This is a genomic window from Paraperlucidibaca sp., from assembly GCF_982810325.1.
This window is the reverse complement of the sequence record NZ_CEYEMI010000009.1, coordinates 35,678-54,291: the sequence shown is the minus strand read 5'-3', so window position 1 is coordinate 54,291 and position 18,614 is coordinate 35,678. Positions and strand designations below refer to the sequence as shown.

Genomic DNA, 18,614 nt, shown 5'->3' with positions numbered 1-18,614 from the left:
ATTGTCGGACAATCTAGCGAGCTTCATCGGGTCAGGTTGGACGCTCAGCCTTCCTAGCCCTACACTGCAAGCAACTCAGAGAAGACAAGTTGAGGTGCCACATGGCTATTAAACGCCCACCAAAGCGTCTAAGCCCGCATCGCCAAGCTATTAAAATGCTCAAACGCATTAACCGCCGCCACGTTAAAGTCGCGGTAGCGGGCACATTAGCAGCTAGCACACTGGCCTTGCAGCCTATGCAAAATGCTTTGGACATGGTGCGTAGCAGTGGTGAACTTCACCTCGTCGGCGTCTCTAGCCCCAGCACATTCTTCCAGCAAGATGGCCATACTCACGGCCTGCAGTTCGAGCTTGCGCAGCAGTTTGCTAATGAACTCGGCGTAAAACTCGTTGTCGACTCAGTCACATCACCGCACCGAGTCTTGCAATCGATTCGTCGCAATCAAGCTCAACTCGCACTCACTGGCATTACCGCCGACGACCCTCGCCTTGAGCGTTTGCGCGTTAGCAACCCAGTCATTGAAGTTCAGCAGCAGCTGGTTCAGCGCAATGATCAGCGCATGCCCAAAGATATCTCAGGGCTTACCGGCAAAGTCGTTGGTGTCGTCGCAGGCAGCACCGAGGCCCAGCATTTAAAAGACTCTGTGCGCGAAGTTGAAAACGTCAAAATCATCGAGATTCGCCAAGGCAAAAGCCTCGACTTATTAGGCTTGCTCGATGAAGGCCGAGTCGATTTTGTCGCGATGAATTCGCGCGAATTCGACGCCTTCCGCCCACTCTTCCCTAATCTTCGCGACAGCATGTCGCTTGAGCGCACCGATGCAGTGTCTTGGGTGTTCATGAAGTCTGGTGATCACAGCCTTTACCAAGCCGCCCAAGACTTCTTAGTGCGCAAACAGGCCGATGGCACTTTGCAGCGTTTGGCCGAGTTTTATAGCAATGGCAACGTCTTCGACAGCTATGGCGCCAAGCATTTCAATCGCGATATTGCTAACCGCTTGCCGCATTATCAATCGTTGTTTGAGCGCGAGAGCACCGCCACCGATGTCGACTGGCGTCTACTTGCGGCCATTGCCTATCAAGAGTCGAAATGGAACCCCAACGCTGTGTCACCAACAGGTGTTAAAGGCCTGATGATGCTGACGCAGGGAACTGCCTCGATGATGGGCGTAAAAAATCGTGAGCATGCCGGCCAAAGCATTCATGGTGGCAGCGCCTACTTCAAATACATTCACGATCGTATGCCAGAGAGCGTTGCCGAGCCTGATCGCACGTGGATGGCGCTGGCTTCATATAATATGGGCCCTGCGCATATTTTGCGCGCCCGCAAACTCACCGAGCGCAATGGCGGCGATGCCAATAGCTGGCTCGATGTGTCGCGTAATTTACGCCAGTTAGCGCAGGATAATCGTCGCCAAGGCCGCTCTGTGCCGGATGTTGGCCAAGGCCTGCATTATGTCCAGCAGGTTCGTCGTTATTACGATGCCATCGCACTCAATACGCAGGTGACGCTGAGCAAAACTCAGGTGGCATCACTTGATTTTGATATTAGTAATTCGACCACGCAGTAAATTCTGTACGCTCTGCCTACTTACTGCGCTCGATACACGCAGTCTTAGCACCCGCAAAATCTACGCACTAGTGCCCTAAATACGCCGCCCGCACACGTGGGTCGGCAGCCAGTGCTTTTGCCTCGCCGCTCAGCGTGATAACACCTGACTCCATGACATAAGCTCGCTGCGCAATTTCCAGCGCTTGGCGGGCATTTTGCTCAACCAACAGCACTGCCACACCCTCGCTAGCTATCCGCTCAATCAGTCGAAAAATCTGCTCAACCAAAATTGGGGCCAGGCCCATCGACGGCTCATCGAGCAGTAATAATTTCGGCCGGCTCATTAGTGCGCGAGCAATCGCTAACATTTGCTGCTCACCACCCGATAACGTGCCAGCCAACTGCCCACGACGCTCCGCTAAGCGCGGAAACTGCTCTAATTGCTGCGCTAAATCGTGGGCGATTTGCGAGCTATCATTGCGGCAGTAAGCACCCATTTGTAAGTTTTCCAGCACCGTGAGTTTGGCAAAAATACCGCGCCCTTCTGGCACCAATGCTAGGCCGCGCCCTACTCGCTCATGCGCCGGCAAGCGGCTTAAGTCGACACCGTCATAGGTCAATGAGCCACCCGCTTTTAGCAGGCCGCCAAGTGCACCCATGGTCGATGTTTTACCCGCGCCATTGGCCCCAATAAGCGAGACCAGTTCCCCAGCCTGCACATCCAAGCTGATGCCGCGCACGGCTTCAATGCCGCCATAATGCACGGTGAGGTCACGCACGCTCAGTAAGCTCATGCCTCACCTCCCAAATACGCCGCAATCACGCGTGGATCTTGACGAATAGCTGCTGGCTCGCCTTCGGCTATCAGCTCACCAAAGTCGAGCACGGCCAAGCGATCACATAAACTCATCATCAGTTTTACATCGTGCTCAATCAGCAGCACGGTGATGCCGTCATCGCGAATGCGGGTGAGCAATACGCGCAGCGCCTCAGTCTCGGTTGGGTTCATGCCGGCAGCAGGCTCATCGAGCGCTAATAATGACGGCCGTGTGGCCAAGGCGCGGGCAATTTCTAGGCGGCGCTGGTCGCCATATGACAGTTCATTAGCTAGGCGCGAAGCACAGCTGCGCGGCAGGCCAACGTAGTCGAGCAACTCAAACGCACGCGCTCGAATGCTGGCTTCTTCGGTGCGAGCGTTCGCGGTATTAAACAAGGTAGCAAACAGGCCTATGCCACTGTGGCGATGGCAGCCCACCATGATGTTTTCTAAGGCGCTCATATAGTGAAACAGGCGAATATTCTGAAACGTTCGCGCAATACCACGAATGACGATTTCGTAGGGCTTCAAATTCAACGGCAAGGCTTGGCCGCGCAATACGCGAGTGCCGGTATCGGCGGTATACATGCCGGTGATGATATTAAACAGCGTGGTTTTACCGGCGCCATTGGGGCCAATCAGGCCATAAATAGTGCCTTCGGGAATGCTTAAATCGATGCCCTTTAAAGCCTTAACACCGCCGAAGCGCTTGCTGATATCACGCAGCTGCAAAAGCTCAGTCATGCTTCAGCTCCTGCGCGCGCCGGGCCGATGGCCAGAGCCCGCCAGGACGATAGAGCATGACCAGAATCATCGAAAGGCCGAACAGCAACATGCGCAAGTTTTCCGGATCGACAACTTGATGGCCAAATAGCTGCTGCTGCAAAGGGCTAATAACTTCTCGCAAAATTTCTGGCGTGATGGTCAGTAAAAACGCTCCCAACAGCACGCCTGGGATATGCCCCATGCCGCCGAGCACCACCATGCACAGCACCATGACCGACTCCATCAACGTGAAGCTTTCAGGGCTAACAAAGCCCTGAAACGAGGCAAATAGCGCTCCGCCAACACCACCAAAGCTCGCGCCCATGGCGAAGGCTAATAGCTTCATATTGCGCGTATTAATGCCCATGGCAGTCGCCGCTACTTCATCCTCGCGAATGGCAACCCAGGCGCGACCAATGCGGGAGTTTTCTAAGCGGCGGCAGGCCACTACGGCAATAATAACCAACGCGAGTAGCACATAGAAGTACAGCTGCGCACTGACCAAGTTGACCACGCCAAAGTTTAAGCCTTGGTCAAAACTCCAGCCACCAACGCTTAAAGTATCGATGCCGCTAATGCCTTGCGGGCCATTGGTAATGTTTATTGGTCGATCAAGATTATTGATAAACAAGCGTACGATTTCGCCGAAACCCAAGGTGACAATGGCGAGATAGTCGCCGCGTAGCCGCAAAGTTGGCGCGCCGAGCATGGCGCCAACCACAGCCGCGATAGCTGCCGCGATAGGTAAAATCAGCCAGGGCGACCAATGCATATCCCAGTGTGGCGAGGCTAGTAGCGCAAAGACATAAGCGCCAACGGCGTAGAAGGCGATGAAGCCCAAGTCGAGCAAGCCGGCATAGCCAACAACGATATTTAGCCCTAGAGCCAAAATGGCGTAGAGCAAGCAGTAGTCGAGGATGCGCACCCAGTACGGCCCAAGCAAAGCGCCCATCCAAAATGGCGCGGTGAGCAGCAGGCCTAATAAAAACCAACGCACGCGGCCTTGCGCCAATGCCATTAAATTGAACTTCATGGACGATCCGCCGAGCGTTCGCCAAGCAGGCCCGACGGCCTAAACACCAGCACTAAAATCAGCACTAGAAATGCAAAGACATCCTGATATTGGCTGCCCAAAAAGCCGCCAGTCAGGTCGCCAATATAGCCCGCACCTAAGCTTTCAATAATGCCCAATAGCAAGCCGCCAACGACTGCCCCTGCAAGGTTACCAATACCGCCAAGCACGGCAGCGGAGAAGGCTTTTAGACCTAGCATAAAGCCCATATAGGCATGAGCTTGGCCATAATTAGCGCTAACCATCACACCCGCGACCGCCGCCAGTATCGAGCCGATAACAAAGGCACTAGCGACAACACGATCAACGGAGACGCCCATCAGGCGAGCAACCGATGGTGACTGCGCCGCAGCGCGCATGGCACGGCCAAGTTTGGTGCGATGCACGAGTAGCAAGAGCGCGCCCATCAACACCGCTGAGAGCAGCACAATGACGCCCTGCACCGGCATAAAGGTGGCAGAGCCAAGTTGAATTGGCTCACTCGGCAAAATCGCAGGAAAAGGAATGTATTGGCGACCCCAGATCATCATGGCGACGTTTTGCAGCACGATGGAAACACCGATGGCGGTGATCAGCGGCGCTAAACGCGGCGCGCCACGCAGCGGTCGATAGGCGAAGCGCTCAATACCCATGCCCAACAAAGCGCAAACCGGAATCGCCAGCAGCAAGCTAAACGCAATGAGTAACACCGGTGACAAGGGCAAATGCATGCCGAGCAACCAACTCAATACGCTGATGGTGACCATGGCGCCGATCATCACCACCTCGCCATGAGCGAAGTTAATTAGCCCCAAAATGCCATACACCAAGGTGTAGCCAAGCGCGATCAATGCGTAAATGCTGCCTAAAATCAGGCCATTGAGTAACTGTTGCTGCAACACATCCATGGCTTATTTCGACTCAATCGTTTTCAGCACTTGCCATTGGCCGGCCTTGGCGCGATAGACCGTGATCGAGCCTTGCGTGAGGTCGCCCTGAGCATCAAAACGAATACGCGAGGTAACGCCGTTATAGTCAGTTTTGGCCAACTCTTGTTTCACTTTCACAGGATCGGTAGTGCCGGCACGCTGCATGGCTTGCGCGAGAATCATCATAGCGTCGTAGCAATACGGTGCATAAAGCTGGATTTTTCCGTACTTAGCTTCGAAGCGCTTTTTAAACGCTGGGCCATTCGCTAGCGTGTCTAAAGGTCGACCCGGAAGCGATGCGACAACACCCTCGGCAGCTGTTGCGGCAAGCTTCATAAACTCGGCGGTATGAATACCATCGCCGCCAAGCAGCTGCATACTTAAGCCCAATGACTGCATTTGCTTGGCCATAGGCGCGCCTTGACCATCCATGCCACCAAAAAATAACAAGTCCGGCTTCTTACCTTTAATCTTGGTCAAAATAGCAGTGAAGTCCGAGGCTTTATCGCTGGTGTATTCGCGCACAATGATTTCAGCGCCGGCAGCAATAGCGGCTTTTTCAAACTCATCAGCTAGGCCTTGGCCATAGGCAGTGCGGTCATCGATGATGGCAATTTTCTTCGCGCCCAGCTCCTGTACGGCAAATTCGCCTAAAGCTCGCCCCTGCTGAATATCATTCGCCATGACACGAAAGGCGTTATCGAAACCTTGTTGGGTATAACGTGGCGTGGTTGCCGAAGGCGAGATTTCTACGATGCCAGCGCTGTTATAAACACGCGAAGCCGGCATGGTGGTGCCTGAGTTCAAATGACCAATGACGGCCTTAACGCCATCATCAACAAACTTTTGCGCGACTGTGGTGGCCATACGCGGGTCGGCCTGATCATCTTGCGAGTCGAGTTGAAAGACCACCGACTCATCGCCAATTTTAAAGCCAGCGGCATTTAAATCATCGATGGCTAAGCGCACGCCATTTTCATTATCTTTACCGAGATGCGCCTGAGTGCCAGTGAGCGGCGCGGCGTGGCCAATGACCACGATGCGTTTGCCGTCTTCTGTCATCGATGGCGTATGTGGCTTTGGGCTACAAGCGACCAAAACGGTAGCGGCAGCAATGACGGCGGCAGCAATGCGCGAGGATTTTTTCATCATGATATGTCTGCTCGTTGCACAGGCCATGTGGCCAAAAGTGTGATTATTACTGCGTTAGGCCTTGCTGAACAGATCACCCACCAGTTGTTATTACCTTGTTGGCAAGACGCGCTGGCACAAGATCGCTAAACTGCGGCGCTTAATGAGATATTTTGTGCTCACAGTGTGCCGCGAAATGGCCACAAAACCAAACAATGCCGACGAGAATCTGATGAACGCAGCCACGCCCTTATCACCCACACTAGAACTCACCCTCGCCCTCATCCGCGAACCCTCGGTGACACCTTTTGATGCCGACTGCCAAGACCTAATGATCCGTCGCTTAGAGGCCATCGGTTTTGTGATTGAGCGCCTACGCTTTGGTGAAGTCGATAATTTCTGGGCACGCCGTGGCACAGAAGGTCCTCTATTTGCTTTTGCTGGTCACACCGATGTCGTGCCGCCAGGTCCTAGCGAGCAATGGGCAGTGCCGCCATTCGAGCCACGCATTGAAGACGGTATGTTGATGGGCCGAGGTGCAGCTGACATGAAGGGTTCACTCGCCGCCATGGTGGTGGCCTGCGAACGCTTTGTCGCTGCGCATCCAGACCATAAAGGCAGCATTGCGTTCTTGATCACCAGCGACGAAGAAGGCATCGCGATCGATGGCACCGTGCGAGTAGTGGAAACGTTGGAAGCGCGCGGCGAAAAAATCACCTGGTGCTTAGTCGGCGAACCCTCCAGCACTGATCTAGTCGGCGATGTCATTAAAAATGGCCGTCGCGGCTCGCTCGGCGGCATCCTTAATGTGCTCGGCAAACAAGGCCATGTCGCCTACCCGCATTTGGCCGACAACCCAATTCATCGCGTCGCGCCCGCGCTTACCGAACTGGCCGCTGAGACTTGGGATGAAGGTAATGCCTTTTTCCCCGCCACCAGCTTCCAAATTTCCAATATCAACGCCGGCACAGGCGCCAATAACGTCATCCCAGGCAATGTCGAAGTAGTGTTTAACTTCCGCTTTTCTACCGAACTGACTGAGGCGGTTTTACGCGAGCGCACTGAGGCCATTTTGGATAAACACGGCCTGCGCTATGAGCTGGCGTGGCGCTTAAGCGGCCAGCCATTTTTGACAGCAGCTGGCGCATTAGTCGATGCCGCGGTTGGCAGTATTCAGCACTACACTGGTCGCACGCCTGCGCTGCTCACTACCGGCGGCACATCTGATGGCCGCTTTATCGCACCCACAGGTGCGCAAGTATTGGAGCTAGGGCCGGTCAATCGCACGATTCATCAGATCAACGAATGTGTGAAAGCAGCCGACTTAGACACGCTGACCGACCTCTATGAGGGCATTTTGCAGCGTTTGCTGACCAACTAATGTTGGTTAAAAATCATACTTCTGTATGGCATTTGTCTGATCTAGCTAGTCATCCCGATAAACAGCCGTTAGTCGGCTAAATGCAGAGCTGTCCTAGCGTTTAACAAGTAGCTCTGCTTAATTTTCCTTGCCGGCTCGGATAGCCACTAACAGGCAAGGAATGCATCATGCAGAATCCATCACTCCCCGATCGTAGTGTTCTACAGTATTACCTCAACGAGGTGCGCAACTACCCTCTACTCACGGCCGAAGAGGAGCTAAGCCTGTGCTTAGCTTCGCAAGCGGGCGATGGCTGTGCACGCGACCGCATGATTGTCAGCAATTTACGTCTAGTGCTTCGCATAGCGCGACAACATCAGCGCTCTAGCATGGCATTTGAAGACTTAATTGAGGAGGGAAACCTCGGCTTAATACACGCGGTTGGTAAATTTGACGCTAGCCGTGGCTTTCGTTTTTCAACCTATGCTGTGCATTGGATACGCCAATACATCGAGCGCGGCATCATGGATCAATCGCGCGTTGTGCGTCTGCCGGTGCACATGGGCAAGCGTCTAAATAAATGTCTACGAGTTAGCCGCGAATGGCGTCAGCGCTATGGACACGACGCGCGGCCGGCCGATATGGCAGATGCCATTGGTCGCAGCGAAAATGAAGTGCGCGAACTGCTGCCTTGGCGAGAGTCACCTACAAGCATGACCACCTTTGAAGATGAGGGGCATCCACTACACCCGAGCTGTGGTGAGCATGAAAACCCAGAGCATCAATCGCTGCAAAGTAACTTACTCACCGCCATGTTTCGCTTTGTGGCTAGATTAAACTCGCGCGAGCAGTACATTATTAACTGCCGCTTTGGCGTTAACAGTCATTGCAAGCAAACACTTGAGTGCATCGCCACAACCATTGGCGTAACGCGCGAACGCGTACGACAAATTCAGCTTGAGGCGCTAGCAAAGCTACGCTTATGGATGCACGAGGAACACTTAGATAAAGACTGTTTGAATGACCTAGATGGCTGAATTTGCACGCTCTATCCGCTAGAATACCGAGCTAAGCCTCAGTAGCTCAGCTGGATAGAGCAGCCCCCTCCTAAGGGGCAGGTCGGACGTTCGAATCGTCTCTGGGGCACCATTAAGTCAATGATTTAATTAACTATTAAATCTATAGTACTCGCTGAAAGTAGTGGCATATGAACATCGGCCGAAAAAGCGCATTTGAAACTCTAAGCGCCTAACCCACTACACCGCCGAGCATTGGCACAAAATGTACAGGCTCAATGGTTTGTTGAGTGATGCCATCAAGCGTTTTACACACCAACACCAATGATTGTCCTTGGCCAGCGCCTACGGGTAAAACCATGCGCCCACCGACCGCTAATAAGTCGATTAGCGCAGGTGGTACACCAATCGCGGCGGCCGTGCCAATGATGCCGTCGTACTCGCCCTCACCGGGCCAGCCTTGCATGCCATCGGCATGGCGCAAACGCACATTATTAAGCCCTAATGCTTTTAAACGATCGCGGGCTTTATCCTGCAATGCTTTGATGCGCTCAATGGAGTGCACGCTGCCAACCAGTTGCGCCAAAACAGCAGTTTGATAGCCCGATCCGGTGCCAATTTCTAAGACTTTCTGGCATGGCCCTGCGGCCAGTAAAATCTCACTCATTCGCGCCACAATATATGGCTGCGACAGCGTTTGGCTGTGACCAATAGGCAGCGCAGTGTCTTCATAGGCTCGATGCGCAAGCGCTTCATCAACAAATACATGCCGCGGGGTTTGGCGCATGACATCAAGCACTTGCGCATCGGTAATACCCTGCGCAATAAGCCGTGTCATTAAGCGGTCGCGGGTGCGGGCAGACGTAAATCCTGAACCGTGAATATCGAAGGGCGTGCCGGTGCTCATGGTGTTGTTATTATCTCTAAGCGATGGGGCAAATGTAGCACGCAGCACGCAGGGCGGCAGAACAATTCAGCCATCAGAATTGTTTAATCCATGCCGACAGTGTGCTCATGGCACCACGATGCGTCATATCAGGATCGAGTGGCGTCACACTAATGCAGCCTTCTGAGACCGCATAAAAGTCAGTGCCAGGCGCATTATCGAGCGGATCACCCAAGGCGCCTATCCAATATACGGTGTTGCCGCGAGGGTCTTGTAGCTTCAGCACATCTTGACTACGCGCGCGATGACCTAGGCGGGTCACAGCAAAGCCTTTGTGTTCACTGGGCTCGCCACCCGGCACATTAATGTTGAGCAAAGAGCGCGGTGGCAATCCAATATCCTGCCATTTGCTAATGAGCTGTGCGGCGTAGGCAGCAGCGGCGCGATAATCATCAATACCGCGAATGTCCATTTTCGGCTTCGCCAACGACACGGCCATGGCTGGATGGCCTAAGAATCGCCCCTCCAATGCCGCCGCAACCGTGCCTGAATAAAGCACATCATCGCCAAGGTTTGGGCCGGCATTGATACCTGAAACAATCAAGTCTGGCTCGAAATCGAGAAGGCCATTAAGCGCAACATGAATACAGTCTGCCGGCGTGCCATTAAGCGAAATGAAACCATTGGCTAAGCGCTGCGGGCGTAGCGGCCGATCCAGTGTCAGCGCACTAGAAAAAGCACTGCGCTCACTATCAGGAGCAACTACCGTGACCTCGCCTAAATTAGCTAAGGCATCGGCCATTGCTTGCAAGCCAGGCGCTAATACGCCGTCGTCATTACTCAGCAAAAAGCGCATGCGGGCTCTCCTCTAAATCAATACTCGATGCCAATAGCGCCGTGGCGAACGCACCGCAGGGCAGGCTAAAGCTCAGGCGTAAGCTATCATCAGCTAGCCATTGCGCCGATAAATCAGGGGCACACAAGCGCAGGGATCGGCGCTGATTAGGTAGGCCAATTGCGGCAAGGTCATCGATAATTTGTTGCCATGGCGCTAGCGTCTGCGCTTCGAGCGCGGCCACGGCGTCATGCACCGCCGCTTCACCGGCACCAGGCATCGGGCCGGTGGGATGAATCAGGCCGGCACTTAGGCGCTCGGGCCAACTGGCGTCGTCATCAGTCGGTTGAAAAAAACTGCCGCGACCATCGAGCTGTAAAACATCGCCAACGAGATATGACGCCCAGCTTTGATTGCTCACTCGCGCGGCCAAAACGCGATTAAATAGCGCCGAGCGCAGAGCCGATAACCAAATGCTTTCGCGCTGGTCACGGCGGCGGCGTTGGCCAGCGCGGCGCTCAGCGAGCAGCCTCAAGCCTTGGTCGATATTGCGGCCGCCATGGCCAAAACGCTGGTCACCAATATAGTTCGGCACGCCGTGCACGGCGATGGTGGCGAGTCGCTCATCTAGCAGCTCGCGTGTGGCTGCGCCGATAAAACTTAACTGACGCAGCGTGATGACAAATTGGTTGGCGGCATGGGCGCCACGGCGTAATTTACGATTGCTGCGTGCCTGCTTGAGCACACGATATTGCGCGTTTGGACTATCTTGCGGCAGCCATTCATCGCCCAATGACCAAACGCCGGCGTTTGCCGTGCCCGCACCAGCAGGCCAATGCACGCTAAACCATTGCTGTGTTCGCGCATGGCGATCTTTCATACCGGAATAGCTCAGAGCTTGGCGTGAGAGCCCAAGGCGCTGAGCAATATCAGCGGCAACGGCATCGGTATTGAGACCGCACTTCTCCACCCATAACCACAGATGCTCACCCTCGCCGCTGGGCTCAAAGCCCATAACTTCCACTACCTGAAAATCATCAGGCGTGGCTTTTAATTGCGCACGAGCTAATGGCTCGCCCCACGGAGAAGGGCAATCCCCGCGCAGCGCTGGCGTGTGACTTGTGCATGTTTCGCTTGAAGCAGGCAACTCACTCATATCGGCCACAACATCACCACGGCATGCGCCTCAATGCCTTCGCGGCGACCGACAAAACCAAGTTGCTCTGTGGTCGTCGCCTTCACACTCACGGTATCGAGCGCGACCTGAAGGTCTTCCGCAACGACAGCGCGCATGGCATCAATATGTGGTCGCAGACGCGGTTGCTCGGCCATGATGGTGAGGTCGGCGTTACCCACGACATAGCCACGGGCATGAATGAGCACCAAGACTTTGCGTAATAGCTCACGGCTGTCGGCACCAGCGAAAGCGGCGTCTGTATCGGGAAAATGCTTGCCGATATCGCCTAAGGCTAGCGCACCAAGTAGCGCATCCGATAAGGCGTGCAAAGCTACGTCACCATCGGAATGGGCCATCAAGCCATGCGTGTGGGCGATGCGAATACCGGCGAGCGTGACCGAATCGCCTTCGCCAAAGCGGTGCACATCGATGCCGTGGCCGATGCGTGGACGCAAAGCAGCAGAGCTGGTCATGAGCAGATTCCTTGCGCGCGTTGCGCCGATAAATAAAACGCCGCGAGGGCAAGGTCGTCGGCGTAGGTGATTTTTATATTGTCGCGCGCGCCCAACACTAGGCGTGGGCGATGGCCGAGGCGCTCAATGGCGGCAGACTCATCAGTGACCACCACACCATCGGCGCGTGCGGCCAATAACGCATCACGCAATAAGCCGTAGCGAAATAGCTGCGGCGTAAGTGCATGCATCAGACCAGCACGCGGCACAGTTGCCTCAACGCGAAGCTCCGCTGAATTAGCCCTACTCTGCTTCATGGTATCGCGCACATCATGGGCCAATAGGCCACCGACATCATCCTGCGCACAGGCGTTAATCAACTCGCGCACATCATTCGGCCGTAGCAAAGGCCGAGCAACATCATGAACCAGTACCCAGTCTTCATCGCGTGCTTGCTTCAGCGACAGCAAGCCCGCCAGCACCGAGTCCATGCGCTCGGCACCACCAGCAACGCGACTAACTCGTGCATTCTGCACAGCCGAAACTAGCGCAGCCTGCTCATCATGAGCCGCCAGCACTAATGCAATATGGGAGATTTCATCGAGATCTAGCAAGCGCTGAAGACTGTGTGCAATCACAGGCTGGCCATCAAGGATGGCGTATTGCTTAGCTTGGTTGCCGCCAAAACGAGTGCCTATTCCGGCAGCAGGGACGACTGCAAAATATGCACTCATGGTTGGCGCTCAGGCTCCGCCGCAGACTCTGAAGCGCTATCTTTAGGCGCATGCACCACCGCTGGTGTCGCGGGCATTCGCGCGGTTGCAGAACCCGACAAGGCTTTACCCGTCACCAGATAAAAAGTTTCATCGTCTTTGATCATGCCAAGATCTAACCGTGCGCGCTCTTCAATTGCAGCATGGCCTGTTTTTAGATCATTGACCTCAGCCTCTAAAACATCGTTGCGCTGACGCAGGCGGAGATTTTCTGCCTGCTGCAGCGCAACCGCGCCTTTAAGCCGATGCACATCGCGAACGCCACCTTCGCCGAACCACAGACTCAGCTGCAGCACCACAAAGATAGCCGCCGCCAGCCATAGCAAGGTTCGACTCAGGCTGGGAGCAGCTGTCATGACTTACGCTAAGCCCTTGAACTCGGCCTTGCCGCGATACGGCGCGCTGTAGTCGAGCTCTTGCTCAATACGCAGCAGCTGGTTGTATTTCGCAACGCGATCGGAGCGGCACAGCGAACCAGTTTTGATCTGGCCAGCGGCTGTTGCCACAGCCAAGTCAGCAATAGTGGCATCTTCAGTTTCACCCGAGCGATGCGAAATTACCGTGCTATAGCCATTGGCTTTGGCCAAATAAATCGCGTCCAAAGTTTCAGTCAATGTGCCAATTTGGTTGAACTTGATCAGAATCGAGTTGCCCACGCCTTGGTCGATGCCTTTTTGCAGGATGGCGGGATTGGTGACAAACAAGTCATCGCCGACTAGTTGCACACGGTGGCCGAGCTTATCGGTGAGAATTTTCCAACCTGCCCAATCCGATTCGTCCAAACCATCTTCAATCGAAATGATGGGGTAGCGATCGCAAAGACCCGCGAGATAGTCAACAAACTCAGCTGAAGTGAAGGACTTATTGCCCTCGCCTTCGAGCACGTATTTGCCATCGTGATAGAACTCAGAAGCGGCGCAATCGAGTGCCAGCATGACGTTCTCGCCCGCTTTGTAGCCGGCAATGCCGATGGCTTCAACAATAACCTTCAGCGCTTCTTCGTTACTGCTTAAGTTTGGCGCAAAGCCGCCCTCATCGCCCACAGCCGTGTTTAAGCCGCGTTTTTTCAACACACCTTTCAAGGCATGGAAAATTTCAGCGCCGCAACGCAGCGCTTCAGCAAAGCTAGTGAAGCCGACTGGCTCAACCATGAATTCTTGAATATCAACAGTATTATCAGCGTGCTCGCCGCCATTGATGATGTTCATCATCGGTACTGGCATGGTGAACTGGGTGTTTTTACGCAGGCTAGCAATATAAGCATAAAGCGGCTGGCCTTTGGCTTGCGCAGCAGCTTTAGCAATGCCTAATGACACAGCCAAAATCGCATTAGCGCCTAGCGATGACTTAGTCTCAGTGCCATCTAGCGCGATCATGGCGTGATCTAAATCTGCTTGATCAAACACAGTTTTGCCAACCAGCAGCTCGCGGATGGGGCCGTTAATATTGGCCACAGCATTGAGTACGCCTTTGCCGAGGTAACGCGACTTATCGCCATCGCGCAGCTCAAGAGCCTCGCGCGAGCCGGTGGAAGCGCCGCTAGGCGCAGTGGCGCGACCCATCATGCCGTTGTCTAAAATCACGTCTGCTTCAACGGTGGGGTTGCCGCGCGAATCCATGATTTCGCGACCGCGAATATCTACAATAATCGCCATTTTTGGCTCTCCAAGGGCTATTGGGCTTGCCACTAACGGCAAGCCTTATGAATTAATGAGTGTCGAGAACGGGGAAGCTTTTTACCAAATCATCGATGGCTTTCACTTGCGCCAAGAATGGTTCCAGCTGTGACAAGCGCAAGGCGCAAGGGCCGTCGCATTTGGCTTTTTCAGGGTCTGGATGTGCTTCTAAAAATAAGCCTGCGAGCTTTTGGCTCATGCCTGCTAGTGCCAACTCAGTGACTTGCGCACGACGACCACCAGCGGCGTTCGACAGGCCGCCGGGCATTTGCAGCGCGTGCGTGACATCGAAAAACACGGGGTAGTCAAACTGCTTCATGATGCCAAAGCCGAGCATATCGACGACTAAGTTGTTGTAACCAAAGCTGGAGCCGCGCTCGCACAGAATGAGCTGGTCGTTACCAGCCTCTTCAAACTTGGCGAGGATATGGCCCATCTCTTTTGGCGCTAAAAACTGCGCCTTTTTGATATTGATGAGGGCTTTGGTTTTCGCCATGGCCACAACCAAGTCAGTCTGCCGCGACAAGAATGCTGGCAGCTGAATGATATCGACCACTTCAGCTACTGGTGCGCACTGCTCTGGCTCATGCACATCGGTAATGATGGGCACATTGAAGGTCTTTTTGATCTCTTCAAAAATGCGCAGGCCTTCTTCTAAGCCTGGTCCACGATATGAGCTCACGCTAGAACGGTTGGCTTTATCGAACGAGGCCTTGAACACATAAGGGATGCCCAGCTTCTCGGTGACCGTGACGTAGTGCTCACAGATCTGCATCGCCATATCGCGCGATTCCAACACATTCATGCCGCCGAACAGCACGAATGGTTTGCTGTTGGCCATCTCGATAGCGCCTAAGGAAATCGTTTTCTCGGTCATCGCTCAGTCCTCTTTTTATGTGCGCTCGCGGCGCTTTATTCGTTAAGTCCGCGGCGCATTATTCATTACGCTCGCGGTGCTCAATGCCAGCAACTCAGAAGCTTAACCGCGTGAGTCAGCGTGTAGCAGCGCGGCAGCAATAAATCCGCTGAATAGCGGGTGGCCATCGCGCGGCGAACTGGTGAACTCAGGATGGAACTGGCAGGCAACAAACCAGGGGTGATCAGGAATTTCGACCATCTCAACCAAGGACTTATCGGCGCTATAGCCCGAAATACGCAAGCCAGCAGCTTCGAGCTGCGGCACATAGGTATTGTTGACTTCATAACGGTGGCGATGGCGCTCAGTAATTTCATCGGCGCCATACACGCTGTGCGCCAAGGTGCCAGGCACTAAATGGCACTGCTGTGCGCCCAAGCGCATGGTGCCGCCGAGGTCTGAATTGGCATCGCGGCGCTCAATGGCACCCGACTCGGTTTGCCACTCAGTAATTAGACCGATGACCGGGTGCGCACAGCCGGGCTTGAGCTCACTGGAGTTTGCATCGTCAAGGCCGGCTTTATTGCGCGCGTACTCGATGACCGCGACTTGCATACCTAAGCAAATACCGAGGTAGGGAATCGCGTTTTCGCGGGCATGACGAACGGTAGCAATCTTGCCTTCGGTGCCGCGATCGCCAAAGCCGCCGGGTACCAAAATCGCATCAACGCCATCGAGTAAGCTCAAACCTTGCTGCTCAATCGCTTCGGCATCGATGTAGCGAATTTTTACTTTTGCATGATTTTTAATGCCGGCATGCAGCAGCGCTTCATTGATCGACTTATAGGCATCAATAAGCTCAACGTATTTTCCGACCATGGCCACACACACTTCACGCTCAGGATTCATCAGGCCGTCAACCACAGCATCCCAGTCGCTCAAATCGGCTGCTGGTGCGGCTAGGCCTAGACGCTCAACGACAAAATCATCGAGGCCTTGCTCGTTAAAACGGCGCGGAATTTGGTAAATCGATTTCGCGTCTTTAGCGATGATGACTGCGCGCTCTTCGACGTTAGTGAACAGCGAAATTTTGCGGCGCGACTCATCCGGTACGTCATGCTCTGAACGACAAATAAGGATGTCTGGCTGCAGACCGATGGAGCGCAGCTCTTTTACCGAATGCTGTGTTGGCTTGGTTTTCAGCTCACCAGCCGAGGCTATATAAGGCACCAAAGTCAGGTGCATCAATAAAGAGCCCTGATAACCCAGCTCAATGCGCATCTGCCGCACCGCTTCCATAAATGGTTGCGATTCGATGTCGCCGGCGGTGCCACCAATTTCAACAATGGCGATGTCATGACCGCGCGCGCCATCACGCACACGCTGTTTAATCGCGTCGGTAATATGCGGAATAACTTGTACTGTGCCGCCCAAATAGTCGCCACGGCGCTCTTTGGTGAGTACGTCGAGATAGACGCGACCAGAGGTGAAGTTATTTTTCTTGGTCATACGACCACGGCGCAAAAAGCGCTCGTAATAGCCCAAGTCGAGATCAGTTTCAGCGCCATCACTGGTGACAAACACCTCACCGTGCTGAAACGGACTCATAGTGCCGGGGTCAACGTTGATGTAGGGGTCCATCTTGATCATGGTCACGGCGAAACCGCGCGCTTCCAGCAAGGCAGCTAAGGAGGCTGCTGAAATGCCCTTACCCAAGGAAGACACCACCCCGCCGGTGACGAATATATATTTAGTCATGAACATTCCAGGCTATCGCGTGAACTTTGGCACACCGGAGAAAGTCGGTGCTAAGACGGGATAGGATGTTATCACGCACTCCACATGGCGGGGAGGGGCAGAGCTGGCTTATCACGCAGTCAATACGGCCTAAGTCCTTGAGTTTTTTGCTTGACCATGAAAAAAGGCCCCGAAGGGCCTTTTTTGCTGCGTTTAGGACAACTTAGAAGTTGAACTGTGCGCGAGCAGTAACAGCAGATGCACTCTTGTCTGTACCTACTTCTGTTTCACCATCCACATACTCAAGCATAAAACGTGTATTTGGTGTTGCGTAGTAGTTCAAACCGACCGTGTAATAAGACGCTTCATTACCGCTGATGTCTTTATTTTCAATCGTGTCAAAACGTGCTTTTAGCTCTAACGCACCTTCTTCACCATCCACTTTAGGTGACTTAAACACACCTTTTTTGAAGTCATATGGCTTAACGTGATCAGTTAGCATGTAGCTAGCTTGCACGTAATAGGTATTCACGTCTTGATCGGGGTTAGGCACAGCAGTAATGGTGTCTTTGAAGGCTGCCTTTGCATACTCACCTTGCAATGTCATGGCGCCAAAACGAGCAGCCAATTCAGCAGCAATCGTGGTTTGCTCATCATATTTAGTCGCTAGCAAGTTACCGCTTTTCAAGCCATTTTCACGACCAACAACGCGAACATTGGGGTTTTTCTCGTTACCAACGCCGTACTTATCAATCGATGCGCTTAAGCCAATGTGTACGAGATTGCCATTCGAGCGAATCGGTACGATGAAGCCACGAGCGTTGGCGCCATTACCGCCCTTATTGGCATCAGACGCTGAACGTGGCGAGTATGCCGACACACCCCAACCATAACCTTCGCCATGGCCATCTAAGAAAGCACCTAGAACAAACTGCTCACCATAAATGCCTGTAGCTGTCGCAAATGGACGCTCCATGAAGGTCAGCTCATTGGAGCTTGTTAACTCTTCCATGCCGCGGTATGGCTTAGCCTGACCTAAACGCAGGTTGGCACCACCAAGCACTTCACGGCCAATCCACATTTCACGGAGGCCTTCGTTATTCTTTGAAGCGCCAGCACCTGAAGAGGCAAAGTCATTTTCAAATTTGTATTTGAAGTCGTATGCACGGCCTTCTAAGGTTAAGCGTGCGCGGCGGAAGAAAAAGTCATTGCCGCTATTTTGCGTGCCGACATTAATGTCGTCTTCATCGGTGTAGTAGTTGGCATCAAAATGGATGCGACCACCGATCTTGGCTTCGAAGTTGCCATCTTCCGATTTAATTTTAAAGCCACCGGTAGTCGAGGCTTTGTCTGCGGCCAGGGCGGTCGCGCCAAAGGAGGCGGCAAATACAGCCAGCGCGGTCATCTTGATTGCATGTTTCATTATTTACCTCTGCATATCAGCTTAGGGGGATTAGGCCGCTTGGCAGCCAACCCAGGGACCTATTTAGGTGCCCGCTTTTGGGTTGCCGCGACTATGGCTTTTAAATATGACATTTCATCGAAGTTTTTGTGACGGTTTCGTGACAATCCGATCGGTTGACACTGAATATGAATATTTC

18 protein-coding genes and 1 tRNA gene are annotated in these 18,614 nt (G+C 53.7%); 4 read left to right on the top strand and 15 right to left on the bottom strand.

The features are described 5' to 3' along the window. Positions 1 to 101 precede the first annotated feature (101 nt). Positions 102 to 1,571, top strand: a complete 1,470-nt coding sequence (gene mltF, locus AC3DKE_RS05145) for a membrane-bound lytic murein transglycosylase MltF (RefSeq protein ID WP_340675321.1) — start codon at positions 102 to 104, stop codon at positions 1,569 to 1,571. A gap of 67 nt (positions 1,572 to 1,638) precedes the next feature. Here mltF and AC3DKE_RS05140 read toward each other — a convergent pair whose 3' ends face one another. Genes AC3DKE_RS05140 through AC3DKE_RS05120 form a run of 5 tightly spaced genes read right to left on the bottom strand, consistent with a single transcriptional unit; the run spans position 1,639 to position 6,266 of the window. Further along, on the bottom strand, positions 1,639 to 2,346 hold the full coding sequence (locus AC3DKE_RS05140) for an ABC transporter ATP-binding protein (RefSeq protein WP_340675320.1): 708 nt from the start codon (positions 2,344 to 2,346) through the stop codon (positions 1,639 to 1,641). Next, positions 2,343 to 3,113, bottom strand: a complete 771-nt coding sequence (locus tag AC3DKE_RS05135) for an ABC transporter ATP-binding protein (RefSeq protein ID WP_379067840.1) — start codon at positions 3,111 to 3,113, stop codon at positions 2,343 to 2,345. The genes AC3DKE_RS05140 and AC3DKE_RS05135 overlap by 4 nt, the downstream gene beginning before the upstream one ends. Next, complete coding sequence (locus tag AC3DKE_RS05130; RefSeq protein ID WP_487990173.1) at positions 3,106 to 4,167, bottom strand: branched-chain amino acid ABC transporter permease; 1,062 nt, start codon at positions 4,165 to 4,167, stop codon at positions 3,106 to 3,108. The genes AC3DKE_RS05135 and AC3DKE_RS05130 overlap by 8 nt, the downstream gene beginning before the upstream one ends. Next, complete coding sequence (locus AC3DKE_RS05125) at positions 4,164 to 5,093, bottom strand: branched-chain amino acid ABC transporter permease (protein WP_340675317.1); 930 nt, start codon at positions 5,091 to 5,093, stop codon at positions 4,164 to 4,166. Before AC3DKE_RS05125 ends, AC3DKE_RS05130 begins: the two co-directional genes overlap by 4 nt. Before the next feature lie 3 nt (positions 5,094 to 5,096). Further along, positions 5,097 to 6,266 carry a branched-chain amino acid ABC transporter substrate-binding protein gene (locus AC3DKE_RS05120; protein WP_340675316.1) on the bottom strand — a complete coding sequence of 390 codons (1,170 nt, stop codon included), beginning with the start codon at positions 6,264 to 6,266 and terminating at the stop codon, positions 5,097 to 5,099. A gap of 211 nt (positions 6,267 to 6,477) precedes the next feature. Here AC3DKE_RS05120 and dapE point away from each other — a divergent pair, with 211 nt between their 5' ends. The 3 genes from dapE (at position 6,478) to AC3DKE_RS05105 (ending at position 8,754) form a co-directional block, all read left to right on the top strand. Then, positions 6,478 to 7,626: a succinyl-diaminopimelate desuccinylase gene (gene dapE / locus AC3DKE_RS05115; protein ID WP_340675315.1), complete on the top strand. Its 1,149-nt coding sequence runs from the start codon at positions 6,478 to 6,480 to the stop codon at positions 7,624 to 7,626. Between the two features lie 167 nt (positions 7,627 to 7,793). Next, positions 7,794 to 8,642, top strand: coding sequence for a sigma-70 family RNA polymerase sigma factor (locus AC3DKE_RS05110; RefSeq protein WP_379067829.1), 849 nt, complete (start codon positions 7,794 to 7,796; stop codon positions 8,640 to 8,642). 35 nt (positions 8,643 to 8,677) lie between these two features. Then, positions 8,678 to 8,754, top strand: a tRNA-Arg gene (locus AC3DKE_RS05105). A 99-nt stretch (positions 8,755 to 8,853) separates the two neighbouring features. On the opposite strand, the gene AC3DKE_RS05100 is transcribed toward AC3DKE_RS05105, so the two are convergent. From AC3DKE_RS05100 to AC3DKE_RS05055, 10 genes are all read right to left on the bottom strand, one after another. Next, positions 8,854 to 9,528, bottom strand: a complete 675-nt coding sequence (locus AC3DKE_RS05100; RefSeq protein WP_340675313.1) for a protein-L-isoaspartate(D-aspartate) O-methyltransferase — start codon at positions 9,526 to 9,528, stop codon at positions 8,854 to 8,856. Between the two features lie 73 nt (positions 9,529 to 9,601). Then, on the bottom strand, positions 9,602 to 10,363 hold the full coding sequence (gene surE, locus AC3DKE_RS05095) for a 5'/3'-nucleotidase SurE (RefSeq protein WP_340675312.1): 762 nt from the start codon (positions 10,361 to 10,363) through the stop codon (positions 9,602 to 9,604). Then, a complete protein-coding gene (truD, locus tag AC3DKE_RS05090; protein ID WP_484216831.1) occupies positions 10,344 to 11,498 on the bottom strand; it encodes a tRNA pseudouridine(13) synthase TruD in 1,155 nt (384 codons plus the stop codon). Before truD ends, surE begins: the two co-directional genes overlap by 20 nt. Then, positions 11,495 to 11,992: a 2-C-methyl-D-erythritol 2,4-cyclodiphosphate synthase gene (ispF, locus tag AC3DKE_RS05085; protein WP_340675310.1), complete on the bottom strand. Its 498-nt coding sequence runs from the start codon at positions 11,990 to 11,992 to the stop codon at positions 11,495 to 11,497. The genes truD and ispF overlap by 4 nt, the downstream gene beginning before the upstream one ends. After that, complete coding sequence (gene ispD, locus AC3DKE_RS05080; protein WP_340675309.1) at positions 11,989 to 12,705, bottom strand: 2-C-methyl-D-erythritol 4-phosphate cytidylyltransferase; 717 nt, start codon at positions 12,703 to 12,705, stop codon at positions 11,989 to 11,991. Before ispD ends, ispF begins: the two co-directional genes overlap by 4 nt. Then, complete coding sequence (gene ftsB, locus AC3DKE_RS05075; protein WP_379067819.1) at positions 12,702 to 13,100, bottom strand: cell division protein FtsB; 399 nt, start codon at positions 13,098 to 13,100, stop codon at positions 12,702 to 12,704. The genes ispD and ftsB overlap by 4 nt, the downstream gene beginning before the upstream one ends. Positions 13,101 to 13,103: 3 nt before the next feature. Continuing rightward, a complete protein-coding gene (gene eno, locus AC3DKE_RS05070) occupies positions 13,104 to 14,399 on the bottom strand; it encodes a phosphopyruvate hydratase (protein ID WP_411730063.1) in 1,296 nt (431 codons plus the stop codon). Between the two features lie 52 nt (positions 14,400 to 14,451). Then, complete coding sequence (kdsA, locus tag AC3DKE_RS05065; protein WP_411730062.1) at positions 14,452 to 15,297, bottom strand: 3-deoxy-8-phosphooctulonate synthase; 846 nt, start codon at positions 15,295 to 15,297, stop codon at positions 14,452 to 14,454. A gap of 102 nt (positions 15,298 to 15,399) precedes the next feature. After that, entirely contained in the window at positions 15,400 to 17,034 is a 1,635-nt protein-coding gene (gene pyrG / locus AC3DKE_RS05060; RefSeq protein ID WP_487990172.1) for a CTP synthase, read from the bottom strand. A gap of 202 nt (positions 17,035 to 17,236) precedes the next feature. Beyond that, positions 17,237 to 18,436 carry an OprO/OprP family phosphate-selective porin gene (locus AC3DKE_RS05055; protein ID WP_487990171.1) on the bottom strand — a complete coding sequence of 400 codons (1,200 nt, stop codon included), beginning with the start codon at positions 18,434 to 18,436 and terminating at the stop codon, positions 17,237 to 17,239. Positions 18,437 to 18,614: the final 178 nt, after the last annotated feature.